Consider the following 21133-nt stretch of genomic DNA (forward strand, 5'->3'; position numbering starts at 1 on the left):
ATCTAGTTAATTCCGGACAAGGAAAGCTCCGCGCGGGATGCCGCTGCTGCAACCGATGCCGTTGACGCAGGATTTTTAGGCAATGTCACGCTCGGGAAGAGCGCGATTAGGGCACCAACATCCTGGTTGAGCTGAGCAAGCTTACCCTCGTTATTTTTGCCTTGGACCTTTGAAAGCTGTTGGCTTGCGTCCAAAGCGGCCAATGCTGCGCCGTAAGCATGCTGATATTCGGTGGGATCATTGCCATTTGGGTGCACGACACCGCTATAGAGGCCCGCAGCGATGTTCAACATGCCTTTGACCACTTCAGCCTGATTGGCACCAGCTTTGGATTGGGCCTCACGGGTCGTCTTAAAGGCTTGCGCAAACGCCCGTTCAACCTCGCCTTTTGGCTTTTTCCCATCAATGGCAGAAATCACCGCCTTATAGCTGGGCTGGAGATCTTTTGCTTGTCCCGAAATCTCTGCCGCATGGGTGTCATAGACTTCTAACAGACCCTGCTCGATCAGGATGGAGGCCTCGTCGACTTGGTCCGCCTGAAAGGATTTCTCAGCCACCAATAAAAAGCCGCTTAGATGGGTCAACCTTAGGCCAAGCCAGGACGCTGGATCGACACCTGAATAGGCGTTGGAGGCACCAGCCTCACCGCTTTCGCCACCCGCACTTGGATTGGGTGCGGTAGCGACAATCTTCGCGCCCTCGCCTTCGCCTTCACCCGCGGTACTGGAGGCAGAAGATGTCGAACCATCCGCCGGTTTTGTAGCCGCTTCGCCATCAGGTTGACAGCCAGTCACCCCGGCAAGGGCTATTGCACTGACGCCTAAAGCCATCCACAAGCGGGGTTTGAACACGATCATGTTGAGCTTCCTTGAGAATAAAAATTACGCCGTTAGAGTGACGGAAGCCAGATGAAAATGCAAGTCGTTTGCAGGTAGGATGCTGATGTTAATTACAATCAAACAAATCCTAGCGGGTGAAAACCTAACACGGGTGGCCAAAGAAGTGGCGGGTCTGGTGTTTACTAGCGGTAAATCTACGGCAGGGGCTGCAGCAAAAGCGGTTAAAGACAATCAGCAAGCAAGTGGTCCTGAAGCCCAATCTCTTCTCGATTTTGTGCGTCGCGCCCTTGATGCCCATACTTTGTTTCAAGCTGCCGCACAGATTATGCACTATGGCCCCATGTTGATTTCACGCTACCAAACCGGCATGTCCTACGGCCTCCATGTTGATAATGCTTTTATGTCCGGGGTTCGCGCTGACCTTTCCTTCACTTTGTTTTTGAGTGATGCCAATAGCTATGACGGTGGGGCTTTGGCATTGGAACAGCCAGCAGGGCGCCAATCGATTAAATTGGATGCAGGGGATTTAGTGCTTTACCCATCAACCAGTCTGCATGAAGTGGAGCCAGTTACCCGCGGGGAACGTGTAGCCGTGGTTGGCTGGGTTCAAAGCCGGGTTTTACACGCGGAAGCCCGCGAAGCTTTGTTTGACATCGCCCAAGTCCGCGCCAGTCTCAGCACCAACCTGAGCGTTGACCCCATTGTGCGTCTCACCTTGCAAAAGGCAGAAGCCAATCTTATTCGCTTGCTAAGCTAGTTATAAACTCATGAATGCGACCGAGCTCTTTTATAGTTTCCCTCGCAAAATTGAAATGGGGCTAGCACGCGTTGCCGCCGCTTTGGAGGCTTTGGGTCGCCCACAGGATTTTGTCCCGCCCATCATTCATGTTGCGGGCACCAATGGCAAAGGCTCTGTCGTAGCTTTCATGCGGTCTATTGCGGAAGCGGGCAGTCTCAAAGTACATGCCTATACCTCGCCCCATTTGGTGACGATTCACGAACGCTGGCGCGTCGCGGGCGCGCTGATAAGCGAAACTGACCTCCTTTCCTTCGCGCAGCGCATTCAGGCTTTATCTAACCAAATCCCCTTGACTGTGTTTGAGGCGGAGACAGTGGCCGCTTTGCTGGCCTTTAGTGAAACCGCCGCTGATATCACGCTTTTAGAGGTGGGCTTGGGCGGGCGTTTGGACGCAACCAATATTGTCACCAAGCCGAAGGTCACGGTGATTACTCCCGTCGATTTTGATCATAAGGACATGCTGGGCGATACCTTAGCCAAGATTGCGGGGGAAAAGGCCGGGATTTTAAAGCCGCATGTGCCTTGTGTCGTCGCTAGGCAAAGTGATGAAGCCTTGGCTGCGATCGAAGGGCGCGCCAAGGCGCTTGATTGCCCCCTTTTGGTCTTTGGACGCGACTGGGATTGCTTTGCCCAAAATAATCGCTTGATCGTGCAAACCAATGATCGACTGTTTGATATGCCTCTGCCCAGTTTAGCAGGCTCACACCAGATCGAAAACGCTGGCGCGGCTGTTGTGGCGATGTCCTTATTTGGGCTCGATGAGCCTGCGTTGAGCCAAGGGGTGCAAAGTGCCGTTTGGCCCGCCCGACTGCAACCCTTAAAAGAAGGCCCCTATGGCGCCCTTGCGCAAGCCAGTGGCGCAGAGCTTTGGTTGGATGGCGGTCACAATCCCCATGGCGCAATGGCCGTTGCGCGTTTTATCTCTTCTTTGCAAGCCAAAGATAAAAGGCCCCTTATCTTAATCACGGGCCAATTATCGACCAAGGATCCGGCAGGATTTTTTGCCGCGTTTAAGGACTTGGCTCCTTTGGTCATTACAGTTCCAATCCGCACATCCGATGCAGGCTTGGACCCAGAGGATTTGGCGCAACTAGCCCGCGATAGTGGCTTTGATGCGCGCGCGGCGACCGATCCCATGGCGGGCTTGAAAGCAGCCCTCGCATCCACGCCTGGTCCAAGTCGAATATTGATCTGCGGCTCGCTCTATCTGGCTGGTGATATCTTATCGGCCGGCCCGCCCCTCACTTAAGCCGCCAAACGGCCACCCCGGCTGCGGGCATGTCTGGCCCGCCAATCACATAATCAAAGCTACTGGCACCCTCAAGGATGTGGCCAAGGTCGAGTGTGCACATCTCATAATTGATCGCCAGCATGAGGTTACCGCGTTGGCGTAACCGAAGCCCAGAAGGAAGCGCAACGACTGGAATGGACTGGGTATCACAACAGCAGCTCAGCACAGTCTCAAGCAATAGGTCATCCGGCCAGCAGGCCAGATAATGGATCAGACCATATTGATACCAAATCCCGTGGCCTGCTACGGTTTGGGCAAGGGGTACTAAAGCGGTCTCACAATGCTCCAGCCAGCGGGTCACTTGATAAGGCCCGGCCTTTTCAACATGGCCAGGTCGAAAACTCTCTACTTGACTGACTACCAATGGGATCAAGTCTTGCGCGTTTCCTGGTGCTAAATTGAGCGGAATTTGAAAGTCGTCAGTCTTAGAACCCGTCCGTGGACCTAACACACAAGAAGCGCCGCTTGCTTTAATCCGTATACTGAGTTCCTGCGACCAAAAGAGGCTCAAGGGGCACAATATAAGCATATAACTATCAAGTTTTGCGCTTGGATGGATCACATTTACTGTGAGACCAAGTCTGCGTGCGGCAGTGTACAACGCCAGCACAAGCTCTAAGGGTCGATAGTCTCGGCCTTGGGGCTGAATTTGTGTGGCCCAAATAGCTTCATAATCAAACAACAGGGCCACGTTTGCTCGCTCTGTCGCAGCCTCTCCAATGTGTGCCAATTCGCCATATACTTGGCGCGCTTAGCGTGCGGCGGGGCCTTCTTGATGATCCGGGCGCAACAGGCCCGCATGCATATGTTCTTGGGCAAAGGGGGCTTGGCGCCAGCGAAAGTAAAAACCGGATTCTGCCCCATGGGCAAAGACTTCCCAGGTCCAAGCGTGCACCATGCCAGAAAGCGGGGCTGGATTCCACGACGCCCAATTTACCGGGCTTGGCTGTTGCTCAATCACTTGCCAACGCCCACGCCCAACACCGCGCTACAAATCATGGTGGAAAGCGGTGAAGTCAGGATGGCCTTGCCGCATATACCGCTCTTTGATTTCGGTGGGCCACCAAGCTTGTTCCAAAAATCCTAAAGGATAAGAATCCCAAGCTGCCAAGTCCAAGTCATCGCCCACTTTGAATTGATCAAAGCTGGTAAACATCCCCATATAATTGTGCAGGATGTCGCGGCCCGGGCTATGGGCGGCAAGGATTTGCGTCTAGATACGATTAAAGGCGACGACTTCGTCGCTGGCAAAACGCGCCCAATCGAGGCGATGGCTGGGATTGGCTTCGGTTACGGTCTCGATTGGTGGATCGATCTCGCTAAAGTCGCGATATTCCATGCTCCAAAACACATTGCCCCAAGCCTCATTAAGGGCAGAAATCGTGCCATATTTATGGGCGAGCCAGATGCCAAACCCCTGCCGCGCGGCGGCAGAATAGGAATGTATAGTATCTTGACAGCCATATTCATTATCGGTCTGCCAAGCTTTAATGGCGGGGTGCGTGCCGTATCGGCGCGCCAATGCCTTAATGATGCGCGCGCACTCCAAGCGGTAGCTGGTGCTGGAAAAACAATAATGGCGGCTTGAGCCAAAGTTTCTTGGACGGCCATGGGCATCGAGTGCTAAGATATCGGGCTTGGCATCGATCAGCCATTTGGGTGGGGTTGCAGTTGGCGTGCCCAGCACAATCCTAAGCCCCGCTTGATGTAGGTTATCAATGCCGCGGTCGAGCCATACCCAATCCAATTGGCCGGGGCTTGGTTCAATCCGGCTCCAAGCAAATTCGCCGATGCGCACTTGGGATATGCCATACGGCCATATAGGCGGCATCGTGCGCCCATAGATCGGGGGACCAGTGCTCGGGATAATAGCAAACACCTCATCGCATAACTGTGACCCATCTTGGCAGCGCGTCTAAATAAACTAAACCGATATGACCATGAATCCATCACAGCCATTCCAGCTTGCGCTTACACGCTTTAAAGATGCTTTTGGTGGCACGCCAAGGCTTTTTCGAGCACCAGGGCGGATCAATATCATTGGGGAGCATGTAGATTATGCGGGCGGCAAGGTCATGCCCGCTGCCATTGATTACGCTTGCTATGTCGCAGCAGCCCCTAATCAGGAAAATGCCTTACATGTAACCACAGATCTGGGTACGGCACGCATCGATCTGAACCAGTTTGAGCGCCAAGGAGACTGGCGCGACTATGTGGCTGGAATGGCCTTTGCCTTGCGCGACGCTGGCCATGTGGTGACAGGGCACAATCTGGCGATTGCTTCTGATGTGCCGATGGGGGCGGGGGTGTCGTCTTCTGCCGCTTTAGAGGTCGCAGTGGGTTTAGCCCTAACAGGTGGGCAAGTCGTGGGGCCTCTATTGGCGCTGATCGCGCAGGCCGCTGAAAACCACTATGTCGGCATGGCGTGCGGGATTATGGATCAATATGCCAGTGCTTGCGCGGTGGCAGGCCACGCCTTGATGCTTGATTGTACCAGCCTTGAGGCCAAACAGGTGTCTTTGCCTCAGACCGTTTGCTTTTTGGTGATTGATTCAGGCGTAAAGCATCGCCACACCACAGGGGGCTACGCGTCGCGACGGGCCGATTGTGAAACCGCAGCACAGCTGTTGGGCGTTAGCCTTTTAAGTGAAGTCCATGATGAGGCGGCCTTGACAGGCCTCAGCGGTAATCCGCGCAAGCGCGCCCGCCACGTGGTTTCTGAGATTGCGCGCACCACTGCGGCGCAACAGGCTCTCGAAGCGCAGGATTTGGTTGGACTTGGCCGCTTACTCAACCAAAGTCACAAAAGCCTTGCTTTGGATATGGAAGTTTCCACACCTGAAGTGGATCGCTTGACCGCCCTCGCCCAAGCCACCCACGGGATTTATGGTGCGCGGATGATGGGGGGTGGCTTTGGCGGCTCCATCATTGCCTTGGCCGATCCCGCTTTGGCGCAAATGGCAATGGAGACGATTGTGACGACTTATGCGGGCTTTTTGGGGCGCAGGCCCGATGCCATTGTCGTTCGTGCGGCAGCAGGTGCGGGAGAGGTGAAGTGACCCTAATTTTACCCCATCGGCGGCAAAACTTACTTACCGGGGCTTGGGTCTTGGTTTCTCCCCACCGCATGGGCCGTCCATGGCAAGGTGAAGCCAGTGCCCTGGTCAAGGCAGACGGCCTCTCCCACGATCCAGCTTGCTATTTGTGCGCGGGCAACACCCGCGTCGGGGGCGTTAAAAATCCAAACTATAAGGGCGTGTGGGTTTTCGATAATGATTTCCCCGCTTTATTGTCTGAACAAGAGGCTTTTGCCCCATCAGATGATCCTTTGCTGGTTGAAGCGCCAGAAACCGGCCTTTGTCGGGTGATTTGTTATACGCCCGATCATGCCAAAACCATGGCAAGCATGAGCCAGGACGAGATCGCCGATGTTGTCCAAGTTTGGACGCAGCAATGGCAAGATTTATCAACGCGGCCTGATATTGGTGCGGTCACGATTTTTGAGAATCGCGGCGCGATAATGGGGGCCAGTAACCCCCATCCCCACGGTCAAATTTGGGCCACGTCCAGCGTCCCCCATGAATTGGCCACAGAAGTTGAACGTCAGTCGGCCTATTTTGCGGCGCACGGCCGAGCGCTCTTAACCGATTATCTTGAGCGTGAACTCGAAGTGGGTGCGCGCATCATTTATGCCAATGAACATTTTGTAGCTTTAGTCCCCTTCTGGGCGGCGTGGCCATTTGAGACCTTGGTCCTGCCTAGGCGCGCTGTTACAGGCCTTGATGAACTTACGGGCCGAGAGCAGCAGGGCCTTGCGGACGTACTGCACCATCTGACCGCCACCTATGACCGGGTGTTTGACGCCCCCTTCCCCTATACGATGGGGCTGCACCAGCGCCCAACGCAGAGCGCCGCACCGGGCTTTGTGTTTCATTTGCATTTTTACCCACCGCTTTTACGCTCAGCCAGTGTGCGCAAGTTCATGGTGGGGTTTGAGATGCTGGCCATGGCCCAGCGCGACCTCACGCCAGAAGCCGCAGCACAACGCCTCCGCGCTGTGTTGGTTTAAAGCCGCCTACGCCGTTAACGCGACTTCCTCTTCAAGGGGTTGGCTTAGGCGTGTTAGCATTTCCTTGGGCACAATTTGCCAAACATGGGCGATCTCTTGGTCAAAATCATCCAAAATGCGCAGTGCCCGCGGTGAGCCTGTGGCGGTAGCATGATCCTCCACCAAAGCCCTAAACTGAACCAGCCAATAGGGTGTGCCAATGCGCTGCCAGATCACGCTATCGGGATTGATCAGCTGGGGTAGGCGGTCTTCGGGGTCCCACACAAAGGCCATCCCGCCTGTCATGCCTGCGGCAAAATTATCCCCGACAGGGCCAAGCGAAACAACAGTCCCGCCGGTCATATATTCACAGCCATTAGCTTCCATCCCTTCCACAACCGATAGGGCGCCAGAATTGCGTACTGCAAAGCGTTCACCCGCTTGGCCGGAAGCCAAGAGTTTCCCAGACGTCGCGCCATAGAGGCAGGTATTGCCAATGATTGCATTATCTTCTGGCTTTAGACCCGATCCCGCTGGTGGGCGGATGATGATGGTTGCTCCAGATAGCCCTTTGCCAACATAATCATTGGCGTCGCCTTCCACATCCAAGGTCAGGCCCTGTACACCAAACGCACCCAAGGATTGCCCGCATGAGCCTTCCAAGCGCACGGTCAGGCGGCCTTCGGGCAAGCTTGCCATGCCAAACTTCCGCACAATCGCACTTGAAGACCGTGTACCAATCGCACGCTGCACATTGCGAACCCCATATGCCAATTGCATCTTCTCGCCCCGCTCAAAGAAGGGGGCGGCGTCGCGCAGGATTTGAGCGTCCAAACTATCGGGCACTTCAACGCGTGGCTTATCGGCGCCAAAGCGGGTGGGTTTAGCGCCTTCTACCCGAACCAAAAGCGGGTTGAGGTCAAGGTCATCAAGATTAGCGGCCCCACGGCTGACTTGGCGTAAAAGGTCGGTGCGACCAACCACATCATTGAGGGTCTTAAAGCCCAGACCCGCTAGAATCTCGCGCACATCTTCTGCAATGAAGCTCATCAGATTAACGACTTTCTCAGGCGTGCCGGTAAAACGCTCACGCAGTGCAGGGTCTTGAACGCACACCCCAACAGGGCAGGTGTTGGAATGGCATTGACGCACCATAATGCACCCCATCGCCACTAATGAGGCAGTCCCTATGCCAAATTCTTCGGCCCCAAGCATAGCGGCCATGACGATGTCACGCCCAGTTCTAAGCCCGCCATCGGTGCGCAACACCACGTGATCGCGCAGATTGTTCAAGGTCAAAACCTGATGTGCTTCGGCCAAGCCAAGTTCCCACGGAATGCCCGCATATTTGATGGAGGTTTGGGGGGAAGCCCCCGTGCCGCCGACATTGCCTGCGATTAAGATAATGTCCGCCTTGGCCTTAGCCACCCCAGCCGCCACAGCACCAATGCCTGATTGGGCGACAAGCTTCACGCAGACTTTGGCTTCAGGATTGATTTGCTTGAGATCATAAATCAGCTGGGCCAGATCCTCGATCGAATAAATATCGTGATGGGGCGGCGGGCTGATTAGGGTCACACCCGGTGTTGCATGGCGCAGGCGCGCGATCATGTCGGTGACTTTAAATCCTGGAAGCTGGCCCCCTTCGCCGGGCTTAGCGCCTTGCGCAACCTTGATTTCAATCTCACGGCACTGGTTTAGATATTCAGCCGTAACGCCAAAGCGCCCGGACGCGACTTGCTTGACAGCACTATTTGGATTGTCGCCATTGGGCAGGGGCTTATAGCGGTCACGGTCTTCGCCACCTTCCCCCGATACCGACTTGGCCCCGATACGGTTCATCGCGACATTTAGGGTGCCGTGCGCCTCAGGGCTCAAAGCCCCCAGCGACATGCCCGGTGTATTAAATCGCTTGCGAATTTCATTCAGGCTTTCAACTTGATCCAAGGAAACTGGATTGGCGCTCGATTGAAAATCAAGAAGGTCACGGAGTTGGATTGGCGCACGCCCGCCTAAGAGCCCCACATATTTTTGATAATCCTTATAAGAACCCGTGCTGCAAGCTGTTTGTAGCTGATGGATTTGGGCGGCTTCTAGTGCATGGGGCTCACCCGAGGCGCGGGCCTTATAAAGCCCACCAATGGGCAAACTAACGACTGCCTCTTCCCAAGCCTTAGCGTGCACGGCGCGCGCCTTAAGCGCAATACCTTGTAGGCCGATGCCAGAAATCCGTGAACTCATGCCGGGAAAGAAGTCTGCCACCAATGCACGCGACAGTCCCAAGGCCTCAAAATTATAGCCGCCCCGGTAAGAAGATATCACCGAGATTCCCATTTTGGAGAGGATCTTAAGAAGTCCCGCTTCAACGGCCAATTTATAATTCAAAACCGCTTGATTGAGCGATAAAGCCCCCAAAAGTCCGCGCGCATGACGATCAGCAATCGTGTCTTGCGCCAAATAAGCGTTGACGCAGGTGGCACCAACCCCAATCAGCACTGCAAAATAATGGGTGTCCACGCATTCGGCGGCACGAACCGTGATGGAGCAATAAGAGCGCAAGCCCTTGGTTACCAAATGAGCATGAACGCCCCCCGTGGCTAGGATCATGGGGGCGGGGATACGCTGTGAATTTTGATGCTCATCGGTGAGAATCAATTGGCTTTGACCCGCCCGAACGGCATCTTCGGCTTGGGCTTTGATGCGCTCCAATGCTTCGCGCAAGGCGGCACCAGCGAGATCAGGATCTTCTGGCATCTCATAGCTACAATCAATGAATGCCACACCACTGCCCAGCATCGCTACCATTCGATCATACATGCCGGTGGTCAACATTGGACTTTCTAGGACAAATACATCTTGTTGGGTCGCATCTTGGGCCAAAATATTGCCAAGGTTTTTGAACCGGGTTTTCAGGCTCATCACCCGCTCTTCACGCAATGGATCAATCGGGGGATTGGTGACTTGGCTGAAATTTTGCTTAAAAAAGTGCGATAAAGGTCGATAGCGTGAGGACAGCACGGCGAGGGGCGAATCATCGCCCATAGAGCCCAGCGCTTCTTTCGCTTCTTCCGCCATGGGCGCTAAGACGACTTCTAATTCTTCCAAGGTGAGGCCCGCGCCCACTTGGCGGCGCAGCAATTCTTGGCGAGAATACAATTTAGGTTCAGGGCCCGGACCAATGCGCGCTTCCAAATTCACGACATTGGAATTCCATTTTACATAAGGGTGTGCTGAGGCCAATTTATCGATGATGGCTTCATGGGTATAAAGCTTTCCCTTTTCCATATCGACAGCCAGCATTTCGCCGCGCCCGACCCGCCCTTTTTTGGTGATAACGCGCCCATCAAGTGGGCACATTCCGGTTTCAGAACCCACCGCCAAAATCCCATCTTGGGTGATGGAATAGCGCATGGGGCGAAGCCCGTTGCGGTCCATCCCTGCCACGGCCCAACGCCCGTCATAAATCGCCAAAGCCGCGGGCCCGTCCCAAGGCTCCATCACCGCATTGCAATAGGCATAAAGGGCCATATGGCTCGGCTTCATGATGTTTTCTTGCTTGGCCCAGGCTTCAGGTACCAAGAGCGCTTTCGCCATCGGTGCGGAACGGCCGGCACGGACCAGCACTTCGCACACATTATCGAGGGCGGCAGAGTCTGACCCCCCCGCCTGCACAATGGGCTTCACATCTTCTTGATAATCGCCAAAAGCCTCTGAAGCCATTGGGATCTCATGGCTTTTCATCCAATTGATATTGCCCTTGATGGTGTTGATCTCACCATTATGGGCCAGCATACGAAAGGGTTGAGCTAAGTGCCATTGTGGGAAGGTGTTGGTTGAATAGCGCTGATGATAAATTGCGACCGCGGAGACGAATTTCTCATTTTGCAAGTCGGGGAAAAACGTATCTATGCTGGCGGCCAAAAACATGCCTTTATAGATCAGCGACTTAGAAGAGAATGAGCAGACGTAAAACCCTGTCATGCTGGCCGCGAGTGCGCGCTTCTCAATGCGGCGACGGCAAATGAACAATGTCCGTTCCAGCTCTTCAGCACTTCTCCCACGGGGATCATAGAACAAAATCTGTTCAATCTCCGGGCGGGTGGCATTGGCTTTTTCCCCGATGACAGAGATATCAACCGGCACCTGACGCCAGCCATAGATATAAAAGCCAAAGTTTAGAATTTCGCGCTCAACAATGGTCCGCGCCGTCTCTTGCGCGCCAAAATCTGTTCGTGGCAAAAAGATCATGCCCACACAGATCGGATCGTCAGTTGGGGTGTGACCAGTACGGGCAACTTGTTCACGGAAGAAATCTTGCGGCACATCCACGCGCACCCCCGCGCCATCGCCGGTTTTACCATCCGCATCGACGGCACCACGGTGCCATACATTTTTCAGGGCTTTAAGCGCCATAGACACAATATCGCGGCGGGGCCTACCGTCCAAAGCGCACACCAAACCAACCCCGCATGAATCCTTCTCATCGGCAGGATTATAGGCATGCCCCTTGGTCAAAATCTCGCGATTGAAGAGATAATGGTCGATTTCGTCGGAACCGCTGGGCGTATGGATGATGGTCATGATCAATCTACCTTTGAGGCTTGAGGCCTAGAATGATGCAGGTTTTAATGTAACGTCTCGTTGGGCAGCATATTGGGCGGCTTCCCCTAGCTGGCGTGCCTGTTTGCGCATTGCTTGGTGCATATGTTCTGCGGCCTCGCGACCGTCTTTTATGGCCCACACAACCAAGGATGCGCCGCGTACGATATCCCCGGCTGCAAAGACGTTTTGAACAGACGTTTCCCCCGTGATGGCGTCTGCGCGTATGGTGCCCCAGCGGCTGACCTTTAAGGCTGGCTCATCAAACAAGGTCTGCACAGGTTCTGGATCATAGCCCAAGGCCTTAATTACAAGATCAGCTGGAACGTCAAACTCACCACCCACCAATTCTTCAGAGGCTTGGCGCCCTGTGCTATCGGCCTCACCCAAGCGCATGCGGGTGGCTAAGACCCCTGTCACGCCTTTGGAAGTTGCATGCACGGCTTTAGGAGCCGCCAGCCACTCAAACACCACGCCCTCATCTTGGGCATTGGAAACCTCACGCGCACTTCCGGGCATATTGGCGCGGTCACGCCGGTAAAGACAGGTGACTTTTGCGGCACCCTGACGGATGGCGGTGCGCACACAATCCATCGCCGTATCGCCACCACCAATGACAACAACGCGCTTGCCTTGAGCGTTCAAAGCGCCACTTTCAAATGCCGGAATGTAATCGCCAAGACCGGTCTTGTTGGAGGCGGTCAAATAGTCGAGGGCTTCAACAACGCCTTCCCCGTCAGAGCCAGGGCAAGGCAAAGGCCGCGCCTTATAAACGCCAATAGCTATCAACACGCAGTCATGTGCGGCGCGTAAATCAGCTAAAGTGCCATTGCGGCCCACTTCATAATTTTGAACAAAGGTAACCCCAGAAGCTTTCAAATGCTCAATCCGGCGGCTAACCACGACTTTTTCCAGCTTGAAACTTGGGATGCCATAGATCAAAAGCCCGCCAGCGCGGTCATACCGGTCATAGATCGTGACCTGATAGCCCTTGTTCCGAAGCGCTTCGGCTGCGGCTAACCCAGCAGGACCCGCCCCTACTATGCCAACATGTTCAGCTAGCTCACGCGGGGGGGTGATGGGCGTGATCCAGCCCTGATCCCAAGCAGTCTCGGTGATGTAACGCTCCACCGCGCCAATGGTCACAGCGCCATGGCCTGATTGCTCGATCACGCAAGCCCCTTCACACAAGCGGTCTTGCGGGCAGATGCGGCCACAGATTTCGGGCATAGAATTGGTCGCCGATGACAGGGCATAGGCTTCCTCCAAGCGGCCCTCGGCTGTCATTTTCAGCCAATCAGGAATGTTGTTTTGCAGGGGGCAGCCGGTTTGACAAAATGGCACACCGCATTGGGAGCAGCGCGAAGCCTGCTCATTGGCTTTTTGGGTAATGAATTCGGCATAGATTTCATGGAAATCGCCGGTCCGCTTGGCGACTTCGCGCTTATTGGGCATTTGCGCGTCAATGCTGACGAATTTTAATAGCCGCTCAGCCATTCTTACACTCGATCCCTCATCACCCATCGGCTGGGCTTAGCCCGCGCGACTTACCCCATTTGTCGTAACTCACGTTCCTAACGTTAAAACTGATGAAAGCCAAGCAAAATTCACAATTTAGGTAAATTATTTGACCTAAAACTACTTATATCTGCCCCTTCCTTAGCGAAATTGACCCCCATTTTCGTATATAAAACCAAAGATTAGGTAATTTATATTACCTTAATATGCATGTAGCTGCTGCTGGTTTTGTATGCCAACCCATGCCAGAACGCTGACCAAGCTGACACAAGATCGGGTTTTATGAGCGACTATTTCATTGCAATCCTGTTGGGCATTATCGAAGGTCTCACCGAGTTTCTTCCCATTTCGTCCACCGGGCATTTAATTCTGGCTGAACAATTAATCGGGGCGGCCTTTCCTTCAACTTTTGAGACGATGATCCAACTGGGCGCGGTTTTGGCCGTGGTCGTGCTCTATTTTGACAAGTTGTGGAGCGTCATCATTTCCCTGCCCCAGAATCCGGCTTCTAGGCGCTTTACGCTGGCAGTGGTTTTGGCTTTCTTCCCGTCGATGGGTTTGGGTGCGCTTCTACATGACTTCATTAAAAGTGTGTTGTTTAGCCCATTGGTGGTTTCTATTACGCTTGTGGTTGGTGGATTTCTTATCTTACTTACCGAAAAGCTGCGCCCAAAACCCCATGTACTAGTGGTCGACGATATTTCCATTTCGCTTGGTTTGAAAATCGGCCTTTGTCAGTGCTTGGCGCTCGTCCCTGGTATGTCCCGTTCAGGTGCCACCATTATTGGCGCGATGTTGATGGGGGTGGAACGCAAAGCCGCCGCAGAATTTAGCTTCTTCCTTTCAATCCCAACTATGCTGGGCGTCTTTGCCTTTGAAGGCTGGCACAACCGGCAGCAGCTGTTAGCGCAAGGCGGGCAGGACCTCTTGTTGATTGCCATTGGCTTTGTGGTCGCGTTGATCACAGCGATTTTTGTCATTAAGCTATTCATTGGCATTGTCGGTCGGGTAGGCTTTGCACCCTTCGCGTATTACCGCATTGCCCTAGGCTTGGTTATGCTTGGGATCTTTTGGCCAGGCTAGTTCGCAGCAGCTGAAAAATGCTGGGCAATGGTATCTACCAACCGTTTGGCTATTTGCTCTTTTGGGGCCTGCGACCATGTTTGATGGCCGTTGGGCGTTAGCAGCGTCACTGCATTTGTATCCCCGCCCATAGCGTCGCCTGACACATCATTGGCGACCATCCAGTCACATTTCTTATTGTTACGCTTCAAAGCGGCATAGGTAAGCACGTCATGGGTTTCAGCCGCAAAGCCGATGACTAGGCTTGGCCGATTGGTTCCAGATTGTGCAATCGTTGCCACGATATCAGGGTTTTCCACCAAAGCGATATTCGGTGAACCCTGGCTGCTTTTTTGCTTTAGTTTGACGTCGACCATAGTTTTGGGGCGCCAATCGGCAACGGCGGCCACCGCAACAAAAATGTCGGCTGGTAAGGCGCTTTGGCACGCGGCTAACATATCGCGTGCGCTTTCCACCCGCACCATCGTTACGCCTGGCACATCATGGAGCGCAGTAGGTCCAGATACCAAAGTAACGCGCGCTCCGGCCCGCGCTAAAGCCGCTGCAATCGCATAGCCTTGTTTGCCTGAAGACCGGTTTGAAATGAAGCGTACAGGATCAAGCGCCTCTAAAGTTGGCCCAGCGGTTACAATCGCGCTGCGACCCGCTAGAGACCCGTACACTGCTTTCCCGTTCAAAAAACCTTCTACCACACAGGCAATATCTTCAGGTTCTGCCATCCGGCCGGGGCCATATTCGCCACAAGCCATCTCGCCTTCTTCAGGGCCTACAAAATGGATGCCATCGCCGCGCAGGGTTTCCATGGTGCGCCTAACAGCTGGGTGGTACCACATTGCCACATTCATGGCCGGTGCCATCATCACAGGCTTATTGGTTGCCAATAAAGTTGTAGAAGCTAAATCATTAGCCAGCCCATGGGCGGCTTTTGCCATCAAATCGGCGGTAGCTGGTGCCACTAACACCAAATCGGCACTACGCGACAATTCAATATGGCCCATTTTGGCTTCTTGGGTGAGGTCGAACAACTCTTCATGCACTTCGTTATGGCTGACGCTGGCCAAACTCAGCGGGGTTACAAAAGCACTGCCAGCCTTGGTCAAAATGATACGACAGCCGATGCCGCGTTTTTCAAGTGCCCGTACCAACAGCGGGGCTTTATAGGCGGAAATGCCCCCACCAACGATTAACAGGACGCGCTTTTGGCTCATGTCTGCCCTTTAGCCGATAATGCCATGGACCAAAAGCTATATTCGCAAAGGTACGGCGGTGGTGAATTTAATCGTCTCCATCGCAAAACTAGAACTTACATCATTGAGCTTGGCCGAACGGATCAACTTTTTATAGACACGGTCATAATCACCGATGGATGCCACTAAAAGCTTTAACAAATAATCAGTCTCCCCGCTCATGCGGTAAAACTCCACCACTTCAGGAATCGCTCTGACCGCCTTGGCAAAATCTTCCAGCCAAGCGTCGGAATGATCAGAGGTCTTTATCGCGACAAACACAGTCACGCCAATGCCCAGAGCTTCCGGATTGATCAAGGCGACCCGTTTGGTAATGATCCCGACCTCTTCCATGCGCTTGATCCGCCGCCAAGCCGTATTGGCCGACATGGCTGTGCGCTTGGACAATTCTTCGAGCGAAATCGCGGCATCTTGTTGAAGGATTGACAAAAGCTTAACATCAGCTTCGTCTAATTTTTGATTGTTTGGCTCCATAATCGAAATTTAATAAGCAATTTTACGGTAAACACAATAAAAAAGTGAAAAATTCTCGCTGATTCTAAGATAATATCACCTCATGCTATTTAGGGGAAGGTCAGATGTTTAAAAAACTATTTGTCGATCATCCAAGCACTGTAGGTGAAACATATAGTGAACATTTTTGTGTTGCCTTCGGTTTTGGCTTCAAGCTTTTGGGTGCAGCTTTGGCTTGCATGATTCATGGCTTAATTCCTGGCCTTTTTAAATCGACGGGCAGTGCGACCATTAGCTGCCTTCATGAGGAAATGGTGACCCATCGTGATCGACGTCACCATCATGCACCTAAAGCTAGTACTGCAAATGGTAAAATCGCCTAACACATCAAAGCCATAAACCAATTGCTCATGTTAGATCCGACTTTAGGATAAGCATTGCTTGCAAATAGGGTTGAGATTTGGGGGCATATGTTTAAATCAGTCGCGAAATACGGGCCTGGAGTCGGTGTGGGGATTGCTCTTGCAGCACTTGCCTATTTTCCAACTCAAGGAACGCGTGTCCCAACCTTGTTGGTTGCACTTTTACTTGGTATGGCGGCAGCCTTTATCTTAAACCAACCAGCTTTTAAATCTGGAAACGATGTCTTGGCCAAGCCGTTGTTGCGCATTGGCGTCGCTTTGATGGGTTTTCGGATCACCATTTCTGACCTGCAGATCTTAGGATGGCAACCTGCTTTGATAGCCATGGCTGCAACTTTTGGTACCTTAGGGCTTGGGTATCTGGCGGGGCGAGCCTTATTTTTGCCGCGGGCTACGGCATTTTTAACTGCCGCATCTGTAGCCATTTGTGGGGCGTCTGCTGCATTGGCGATTGCCACGGTTTTGGCGCGCCGACCCAATTCGCAGGTAGAGCGTGATGTTGTTGCTACAGTTGCAACCATCACTATTTTGGGGACTATAGCGATGGTTCTCTATCCAGCAATGTGCCATTATTTAAACTTACCCCTCATTCCTTCGGCCGTTTTTTTGGGCGCTACGATCCATGAAGTCGCCCAAGTCGTGGCAGCTTCTGATCTTTATGGTCAAGCGGCTACACCAGCAGCAACCACCGTCAAAATGATCCGAGTTGCCATGCTGCCAATTGTTATATTTGGGCTGATGATGATCTTATCCCTACGTGATCGTACGGGGTTAGATGATGAGACCCATGAAGCGACGGTTCCAGTTTTTTTATTGGGATTTGTGGCCGCGATTGTCGTGACCAACACAGGATGGCTAACCCATAGAGGCATCTTAGCCTTAACACAGATTTCAAATCTATGTCTGGTTGTCTCCATGGTAGCACTTGGTGCCAATACCTCAATTAAGGGGGTGATGGCTTTGGGGCCGCAAGCAGTGGGCGCATTATTGGTTCAAACCATGATAATTGCCGCGATCTCGGCGGCCGGCATTGGTATGATGATCATCATGAATTAAACGTCAGTTTGACCCTTGCCTAATTGAAATCGAATGGTCATTTTAGTGTTGGGTGGGTAGATCGACATGGAGATGGTGCAATGAAACCAATCATGATGTATTTAGCCGCGCTTGCTGTCTTGACCACAGCAAGTTGTTCAACAACCGAGTTTAATAACGGCCAAACACCTTACCAATCAGCCGAACAAGGTAAGTTTGGCTATTCAGATCAACGCATTGAGACCAATCGCTTTCGGATCATGTTTGAAGGCAATAGCCGCACTTCACGTGAGCGGGTGGAAGACGCGCTCTTATTGCGTGCCGCTGAAGTAACACTGGAAAATGGATTTGATTGGTTTCAAATTGTTGAACGCGCAACCGATCCAAAGATCACAACTGGTTATAGTCGTTCACCAAGCTGGGCTTTTGGTGGGGCTTGGGGCTATGGGCCAGGATTTGCAACTTGGCGCAGCTACCATCCACGTTATGGCTGGATAAGCTATTATGACCCGTTTTGGGCAAGCGGGCTATTTGACCCATTCGATCGTGAAGTAATCACACGTTTTCAAGCCAGTGCAGAGATTGTTTTAGGGAAAGGGGTTAAGCCAAATGATCGACCAGACACATTTGATGCGCGCGACGTGAAAAAGAATTTGGGTGGTCGTCTTATCCCTGCTCCACCCCAAACACCAACCCAATCTTCACCCCAATCGCCATCCATTCCACCCCAGGCGACTCCTTGACAGGTAAATCCATCACCTGCCCATTATATCGCGCCATTGATAACATTAGATTGCTCTTATCAATGGCGCTTACAAATACTGCCAACCCACTAGAGACGCGGAATTTCATGTGTCTATTGAGGTTTAGGGGGGTGATAAATTAGTTTGATATGATCCCCCTTAAACTTCCTAGTAAGCTTTAGATTTTGCGGCTTGGGCATACAGATTGGATACTTGCGTCCAATTGATGATCGGCCACCAAGCATCCACATAGTCAGCACGTCTATTTTGATATTTGAGATAATAAGCATGTTCCCACACATCGTTGCCTAAAATGGGGGTACCGCGAAACTCACCCACATTCATCAAAGGATTGTCTTGATTGGGGGTAGAGCCCACAGCCAGCTTACCGTCGGCTTTGACAATCAGCCATGCCCAACCCGAACCAAACTGGCCTAATGATGCCGCGCGAAACTTGGCTTTTAATGCATCAAGGGAGCCAAAATCTCGAACAATCGCCGCGGTGAGGGCTGGGGAGGGACTACCGCCTGCTCCAAGTGGGGCCATGATCTTCCAGTAAAAGCTATGGTTCCAATGCCCTCCTGCATTGTTGCGAATAGCAGGTGGAGCTGTCGCGGCTGAGGCCAAAAGAGCCTCGAGGCTTTTGCCCGCAAAGGCTGGGTTGGCAGCAATTGCAGCATTCAGCCCCGCAACTTGGGTTCCATGATGGCGCTCATAATGGATACGCATGGTTGCTTCATCTATGCTGGGCTCAAGCGCATTAAAGGCATAAGGAAGGGGGGCTTGGGTAAAGGTGGCAGCTTGTGAGGCTGGTGTTGTTACCGGCGTAGAGCCCACAGGCTGCGCCAAGACAGGTGCTGCGCAAAGCGATAGAAGAATGGCGCAAAGGGCGTGTTTCATGATCATTCCTTACTTATGTATGATAGAGATATTGTATCTGGCCCAGCGATCCTCAAGATCGATTGGCCGAACAAAGCGCATCTTGTTAAAGACGACTATGTGCACGACTTTTGGCGCAATCCAACCCTAAAATTGAGATCCACATGAATGAACGCGTCGAAGCTTTGGAAGTTCAAATCACCCATTTAAGCCGGGTGGTGGAGGATTTATCGGACATTTGTGCGCAACAAGCCGATGAGATCGGTCGTCTAAAGCGCAGGCTGGATCATTGGGTGGCGCGCGAAGCACAGCGCCAAAGCGAAGCCGCGGACCCTGCGATGATCGATCAAAAGCCGCCCCATTACTAAGGATCTGCGCTAAGCGCCAAGCCATTCAACTGAGCGGCCATGGGGATGGATGCTCGCCAGTTTTCGCCTTTGATTAGAGGGCCACTCCATCAGATCAATGATTTGGTTGGTAACAAACTGCTGATGGCCAAGCTCAGGGTTTGGTTCATACCGTAACCAAGCAAGGGGGCTTTCTTTGGTGGCTGCAGCCCCATGGCGCTGCATGGTCTGTTCAATCGCTTGACGGACAACGAGGGGTGGATATTGAAAAAACACCGAATGATAAACCACCGTCAGGGCATCTTTCGCGCGCTTCCTAAGCTTGTCGGCCAACCAATCGGCGGCATCGGCCTGATCGGGAACAAAGGCGTGGGCTTGGGCGATGTTAAGAGCTGATTCCAAGCGCGCCAAGCGGTCAAATTGCTCTGGCCAAACATAGGCCATCAAGCGTAGGCGATGGTCGCGATCACTTGCGTCTAGAGGATTTTGGTCACAGGCGGCGCGGTGACGAATCGGCGACTGCTCTGGAACAAATGGCCTGGCACCAGTCCATCGCGCAGTTATATGCACCTTCGCGTAGGCGGGCTCTGGTCGCCACGACCACGCGTCTGTAAGATACTCAAAATGATCCATGAAGATGTTCAGGCCCGCGGACGCCCCAAGCTCTAACACGTCAATCGGGCCGTCAAATCCTTGAGCAGCCGCACACAGGCCGGGCCACAGCCCCACAGAGCGGCTCACTTCATTGGTTTGGGGTGGCGATTGAATAATGACCTTCACCCAATCCGCCTCGGCGCGCAGGGTCGCTTCTGCCAGTGCCCAAGCCACTTCTATCGACCAGTCATAACCCGGTCTTGGCCAAGCCTTAGCCAAATCGCTGTCTGAGTTTTTTAAGGCGCAATAATGAAGCGCACCCGTCAGCCGCAAGGCAAGCGCATCGCTGATGGGATGGCTGGGCCAGCCTTTGGTTAAGTCAGCAACGATGCCGCCCCGCGCATAATCATCCGCCATTGCGCGGCATAAAGCGGCTGTAAACGGAGCTTGAAGGTCCTTACACCACATGGCTTGCTGGAGCAAAGCCGCATGAACGCTCGAAACTACCATCCAAACAATCCTAATTCTCAGACTAGAGCGCTAAGGCTGTATGGTATCTTTTAATAGATCGATCCGATAGCCATTTTGGAGTGCGGCATCATTGAGGGCGGTGCGCTGGGCCGGTGTGATTTTCGGTGTTCGGGCCAGAAGCCAAAGATAATCGCCATTGGGCCCTCCAACCAGTGCGGTTTGATAGGCGCTATCAAGATATAGCACCCAATAATTGCCTTGGCCTTTTGGTAGTGGGATTGGGGTGAAGTTAACGGCAAGCTTTGCATTGTTGGAACCAGCGATCACCGACGCAATTCCCTTCACAGCGCGCGGTTTACCCGAACTTGTGCCGTGCGCGCACGTGTTTGTTACGCCAACCCGGCCATCAGCGCGCACTTCATAATGTGCTGTCACACCCTCACATTTTTTTTGAAAACTATTCGGATAGCGGGCAATCTCGTACCAAGTACCCCCATAGCGCTGAAGATCGACACTTGGCACGGTTACAGGGGGTGGGCTATTTTTTGGGCGTCCTTGGGTGCCAACGATACAACCAGAAATTGTAATACATGCGATCATGACAATCATGGTCGTAAAGGCTGACACTTTATCAGCCTTGGCTAGGAGAAGCGGTTTTATGAGCCAATCGTGCAGCAATGGCTTCCGAGTTTTTTCCATCAAATGATACCTTCTACAGTTGTCGTTATTCGCCTGCATCAAAACATTGTGCGTTGACTCTTATCC

18 protein-coding genes and 1 pseudogene are annotated in these 21133 nt (G+C 52.9%); 9 read left to right on the forward strand and 10 right to left on the reverse strand.

The features are described from left to right. Positions 1-2 precede the first annotated feature (2 nt). A complete protein-coding gene (locus PsB1_RS03360) occupies positions 3-857 on the reverse strand; it encodes a hypothetical protein (RefSeq protein ID WP_284359055.1) in 855 nt (284 codons plus the stop codon). Positions 858-942: 85 nt separating this feature from the next. Between PsB1_RS03360 and PsB1_RS03365 the strand changes: the two genes are divergently transcribed. Further along, positions 943-1596, forward strand: coding sequence for a Fe2+-dependent dioxygenase (locus tag PsB1_RS03365; protein WP_284359056.1), 654 nt, complete (start codon positions 943-945; stop codon positions 1594-1596). Between the two features lie 10 nt (positions 1597-1606). After that, positions 1607-2887, forward strand: coding sequence for a bifunctional folylpolyglutamate synthase/dihydrofolate synthase (locus PsB1_RS03370; protein ID WP_284359057.1), 1281 nt, complete (start codon positions 1607-1609; stop codon positions 2885-2887). Here PsB1_RS03370 and PsB1_RS03375 read toward each other — a convergent pair. Then, positions 2880-3659 (reverse strand): beta-galactosidase trimerization domain-containing protein, encoded by a 780-nt coding sequence (locus tag PsB1_RS03375; RefSeq protein WP_284359059.1) that lies wholly within the window; start codon positions 3657-3659, stop codon positions 2880-2882. The two genes, PsB1_RS03370 and PsB1_RS03375, sit on opposite strands and share 8 nt — an antisense overlap. A 21-nt stretch (positions 3660-3680) precedes the next feature. Next, a pseudogene (locus tag PsB1_RS03380) lies at positions 3681-4760 on the reverse strand (beta-galactosidase). A 109-nt stretch (positions 4761-4869) separates the two neighbouring features. Between PsB1_RS03380 and galK the strand changes: the two are divergent. Together galK and PsB1_RS03390 are read left to right on the forward strand one after the other, a co-directional pair. Further along, on the forward strand, positions 4870-5988 hold the full coding sequence (galK, locus tag PsB1_RS03385) for a galactokinase (protein WP_284359060.1): 1119 nt from the start codon (positions 4870-4872) through the stop codon (positions 5986-5988). After that, positions 5985-6998, forward strand: a complete 1014-nt coding sequence (locus PsB1_RS03390; RefSeq protein WP_284359062.1) for a UDP-glucose--hexose-1-phosphate uridylyltransferase — start codon at positions 5985-5987, stop codon at positions 6996-6998. The genes galK and PsB1_RS03390 overlap by 4 nt, the downstream gene beginning before the upstream one ends. 6 nt (positions 6999-7004) lie before the next feature. Here PsB1_RS03390 and gltB read toward each other — a convergent pair whose 3' ends face one another. Together gltB and PsB1_RS03400 are read right to left on the reverse strand one after the other, a co-directional pair. After that, a complete protein-coding gene (gene gltB / locus PsB1_RS03395) occupies positions 7005-11558 on the reverse strand; it encodes a glutamate synthase large subunit (RefSeq protein WP_284359063.1) in 4554 nt (1517 codons plus the stop codon). Between the two features lie 27 nt (positions 11559-11585). Next, a complete protein-coding gene (locus tag PsB1_RS03400) occupies positions 11586-13073 on the reverse strand; it encodes an NAD(P)-dependent oxidoreductase (protein WP_284359065.1) in 1488 nt (495 codons plus the stop codon). 303 nt (positions 13074-13376) lie between these two features. On the opposite strand from PsB1_RS03400, the gene PsB1_RS03405 reads away from it, so the two are divergent. After that, positions 13377-14177: an undecaprenyl-diphosphate phosphatase gene (locus PsB1_RS03405; RefSeq protein ID WP_284359067.1), complete on the forward strand. Its 801-nt coding sequence runs from the start codon at positions 13377-13379 to the stop codon at positions 14175-14177. Here PsB1_RS03405 and coaBC read toward each other — a convergent pair. Further along, complete coding sequence (gene coaBC, locus PsB1_RS03410; protein ID WP_284359069.1) at positions 14174-15385, reverse strand: bifunctional phosphopantothenoylcysteine decarboxylase/phosphopantothenate--cysteine ligase CoaBC; 1212 nt, start codon at positions 15383-15385, stop codon at positions 14174-14176. The genes PsB1_RS03405 and coaBC overlap by 4 nt on opposite strands. Before the next feature lie 36 nt (positions 15386-15421). After that, positions 15422-15898 (reverse strand): Lrp/AsnC family transcriptional regulator, encoded by a 477-nt coding sequence (locus tag PsB1_RS03415; protein WP_284359072.1) that lies wholly within the window; start codon positions 15896-15898, stop codon positions 15422-15424. 104 nt (positions 15899-16002) lie between these two features. On the opposite strand from PsB1_RS03415, the gene PsB1_RS03420 reads away from it, so the two are divergent. The 3 genes from PsB1_RS03420 to PsB1_RS03430 all read left to right on the forward strand — a co-directional run bounded on the left by PsB1_RS03420 (position 16003) and on the right by PsB1_RS03430 (position 18077). Next, positions 16003-16260: a DUF6356 family protein gene (locus PsB1_RS03420; RefSeq protein ID WP_284359073.1), complete on the forward strand. Its 258-nt coding sequence runs from the start codon at positions 16003-16005 to the stop codon at positions 16258-16260. Positions 16261-16347: 87 nt separating this feature from the next. Then, complete coding sequence (locus PsB1_RS03425) at positions 16348-17355, forward strand: YeiH family protein (protein ID WP_284359075.1); 1008 nt, start codon at positions 16348-16350, stop codon at positions 17353-17355. An 80-nt stretch (positions 17356-17435) separates the two neighbouring features. Beyond that, the gene (locus tag PsB1_RS03430) at positions 17436-18077 is read left to right on the forward strand and encodes a CC0125/CC1285 family lipoprotein (RefSeq protein ID WP_284359076.1); all 642 of its coding nucleotides are present in this window, start codon (positions 17436-17438) and stop codon (positions 18075-18077) included. A 168-nt stretch (positions 18078-18245) separates the two neighbouring features. Here the strand turns inward: PsB1_RS03430 and PsB1_RS03435 are convergent, their stop codons facing one another. Then, positions 18246-18977 (reverse strand): superoxide dismutase, encoded by a 732-nt coding sequence (locus PsB1_RS03435; RefSeq protein ID WP_284359077.1) that lies wholly within the window; start codon positions 18975-18977, stop codon positions 18246-18248. 143 nt (positions 18978-19120) lie between these two features. On the opposite strand from PsB1_RS03435, the gene PsB1_RS03440 reads away from it, so the two are divergent. Further along, a complete protein-coding gene (locus PsB1_RS03440; protein WP_284359078.1) occupies positions 19121-19324 on the forward strand; it encodes a SlyX family protein in 204 nt (67 codons plus the stop codon). A gap of 9 nt (positions 19325-19333) precedes the next feature. Here the strand turns inward: PsB1_RS03440 and PsB1_RS03445 are convergent, their stop codons facing one another. Together PsB1_RS03445 and PsB1_RS03450 are read right to left on the reverse strand one after the other, a co-directional pair. Next, positions 19334-20407 carry a DUF2332 domain-containing protein gene (locus tag PsB1_RS03445; RefSeq protein WP_284359080.1) on the reverse strand — a complete coding sequence of 358 codons (1074 nt, stop codon included), beginning with the start codon at positions 20405-20407 and terminating at the stop codon, positions 19334-19336. 30 nt (positions 20408-20437) lie between these two features. Continuing rightward, positions 20438-21067 (reverse strand): lipocalin family protein, encoded by a 630-nt coding sequence (locus tag PsB1_RS03450; protein ID WP_284359081.1) that lies wholly within the window; start codon positions 21065-21067, stop codon positions 20438-20440. Positions 21068-21133 lie beyond the last annotated feature (66 nt).

This window comes from Candidatus Phycosocius spiralis (assembly GCF_030158815.1).
Classification (GTDB): Bacteria; Pseudomonadota; Alphaproteobacteria; order Caulobacterales; family Aquidulcibacteraceae; genus Aquidulcibacter; species Aquidulcibacter spiralis.

Bases quoted from the DNA above. Each gene is read 5' to 3' on its own strand.
- PsB1_RS03360 (WP_284359055.1), bottom strand. From the start codon at position 857: ATGATCGTGTTCAAACCCCGCTTGTGGATGGCTTTAGGCGTCAGTGCA.
- PsB1_RS03365 (WP_284359056.1), top strand. From the start codon at position 943: ATGTTAATTACAATCAAACAAATCCTAGCGGGTGAAAACCTAACACGG.
- PsB1_RS03370 (WP_284359057.1), top strand. From the start codon at position 1,607: ATGAATGCGACCGAGCTCTTTTATAGTTTCCCTCGCAAAATTGAAATG.
- galK (WP_284359060.1), top strand. From the start codon at position 4,870: ATGAATCCATCACAGCCATTCCAGCTTGCGCTTACACGCTTTAAAGAT.
- gltB (WP_284359063.1), bottom strand. From the start codon at position 11,558: ATGACCATCATCCATACGCCCAGCGGTTCCGACGAAATCGACCATTAT.
- PsB1_RS03400 (WP_284359065.1), bottom strand. From the start codon at position 13,073: ATGGCTGAGCGGCTATTAAAATTCGTCAGCATTGACGCGCAAATGCCC.
- PsB1_RS03405 (WP_284359067.1), top strand. From the start codon at position 13,377: ATGAGCGACTATTTCATTGCAATCCTGTTGGGCATTATCGAAGGTCTC.
- coaBC (WP_284359069.1), bottom strand. From the start codon at position 15,385: ATGAGCCAAAAGCGCGTCCTGTTAATCGTTGGTGGGGGCATTTCCGCC.
- PsB1_RS03415 (WP_284359072.1), bottom strand. From the start codon at position 15,898: ATGGAGCCAAACAATCAAAAATTAGACGAAGCTGATGTTAAGCTTTTG.
- PsB1_RS03420 (WP_284359073.1), top strand. From the start codon at position 16,003: ATGTTTAAAAAACTATTTGTCGATCATCCAAGCACTGTAGGTGAAACA.
- PsB1_RS03425 (WP_284359075.1), top strand. From the start codon at position 16,348: ATGTTTAAATCAGTCGCGAAATACGGGCCTGGAGTCGGTGTGGGGATT.
- PsB1_RS03430 (WP_284359076.1), top strand. From the start codon at position 17,436: ATGAAACCAATCATGATGTATTTAGCCGCGCTTGCTGTCTTGACCACA.
- PsB1_RS03435 (WP_284359077.1), bottom strand. From the start codon at position 18,977: ATGAAACACGCCCTTTGCGCCATTCTTCTATCGCTTTGCGCAGCACCT.
- PsB1_RS03440 (WP_284359078.1), top strand. From the start codon at position 19,121: ATGAATGAACGCGTCGAAGCTTTGGAAGTTCAAATCACCCATTTAAGC.
- PsB1_RS03445 (WP_284359080.1), bottom strand. From the start codon at position 20,407: ATGGTAGTTTCGAGCGTTCATGCGGCTTTGCTCCAGCAAGCCATGTGG.
- PsB1_RS03450 (WP_284359081.1), bottom strand. From the start codon at position 21,067: ATGGAAAAAACTCGGAAGCCATTGCTGCACGATTGGCTCATAAAACCG.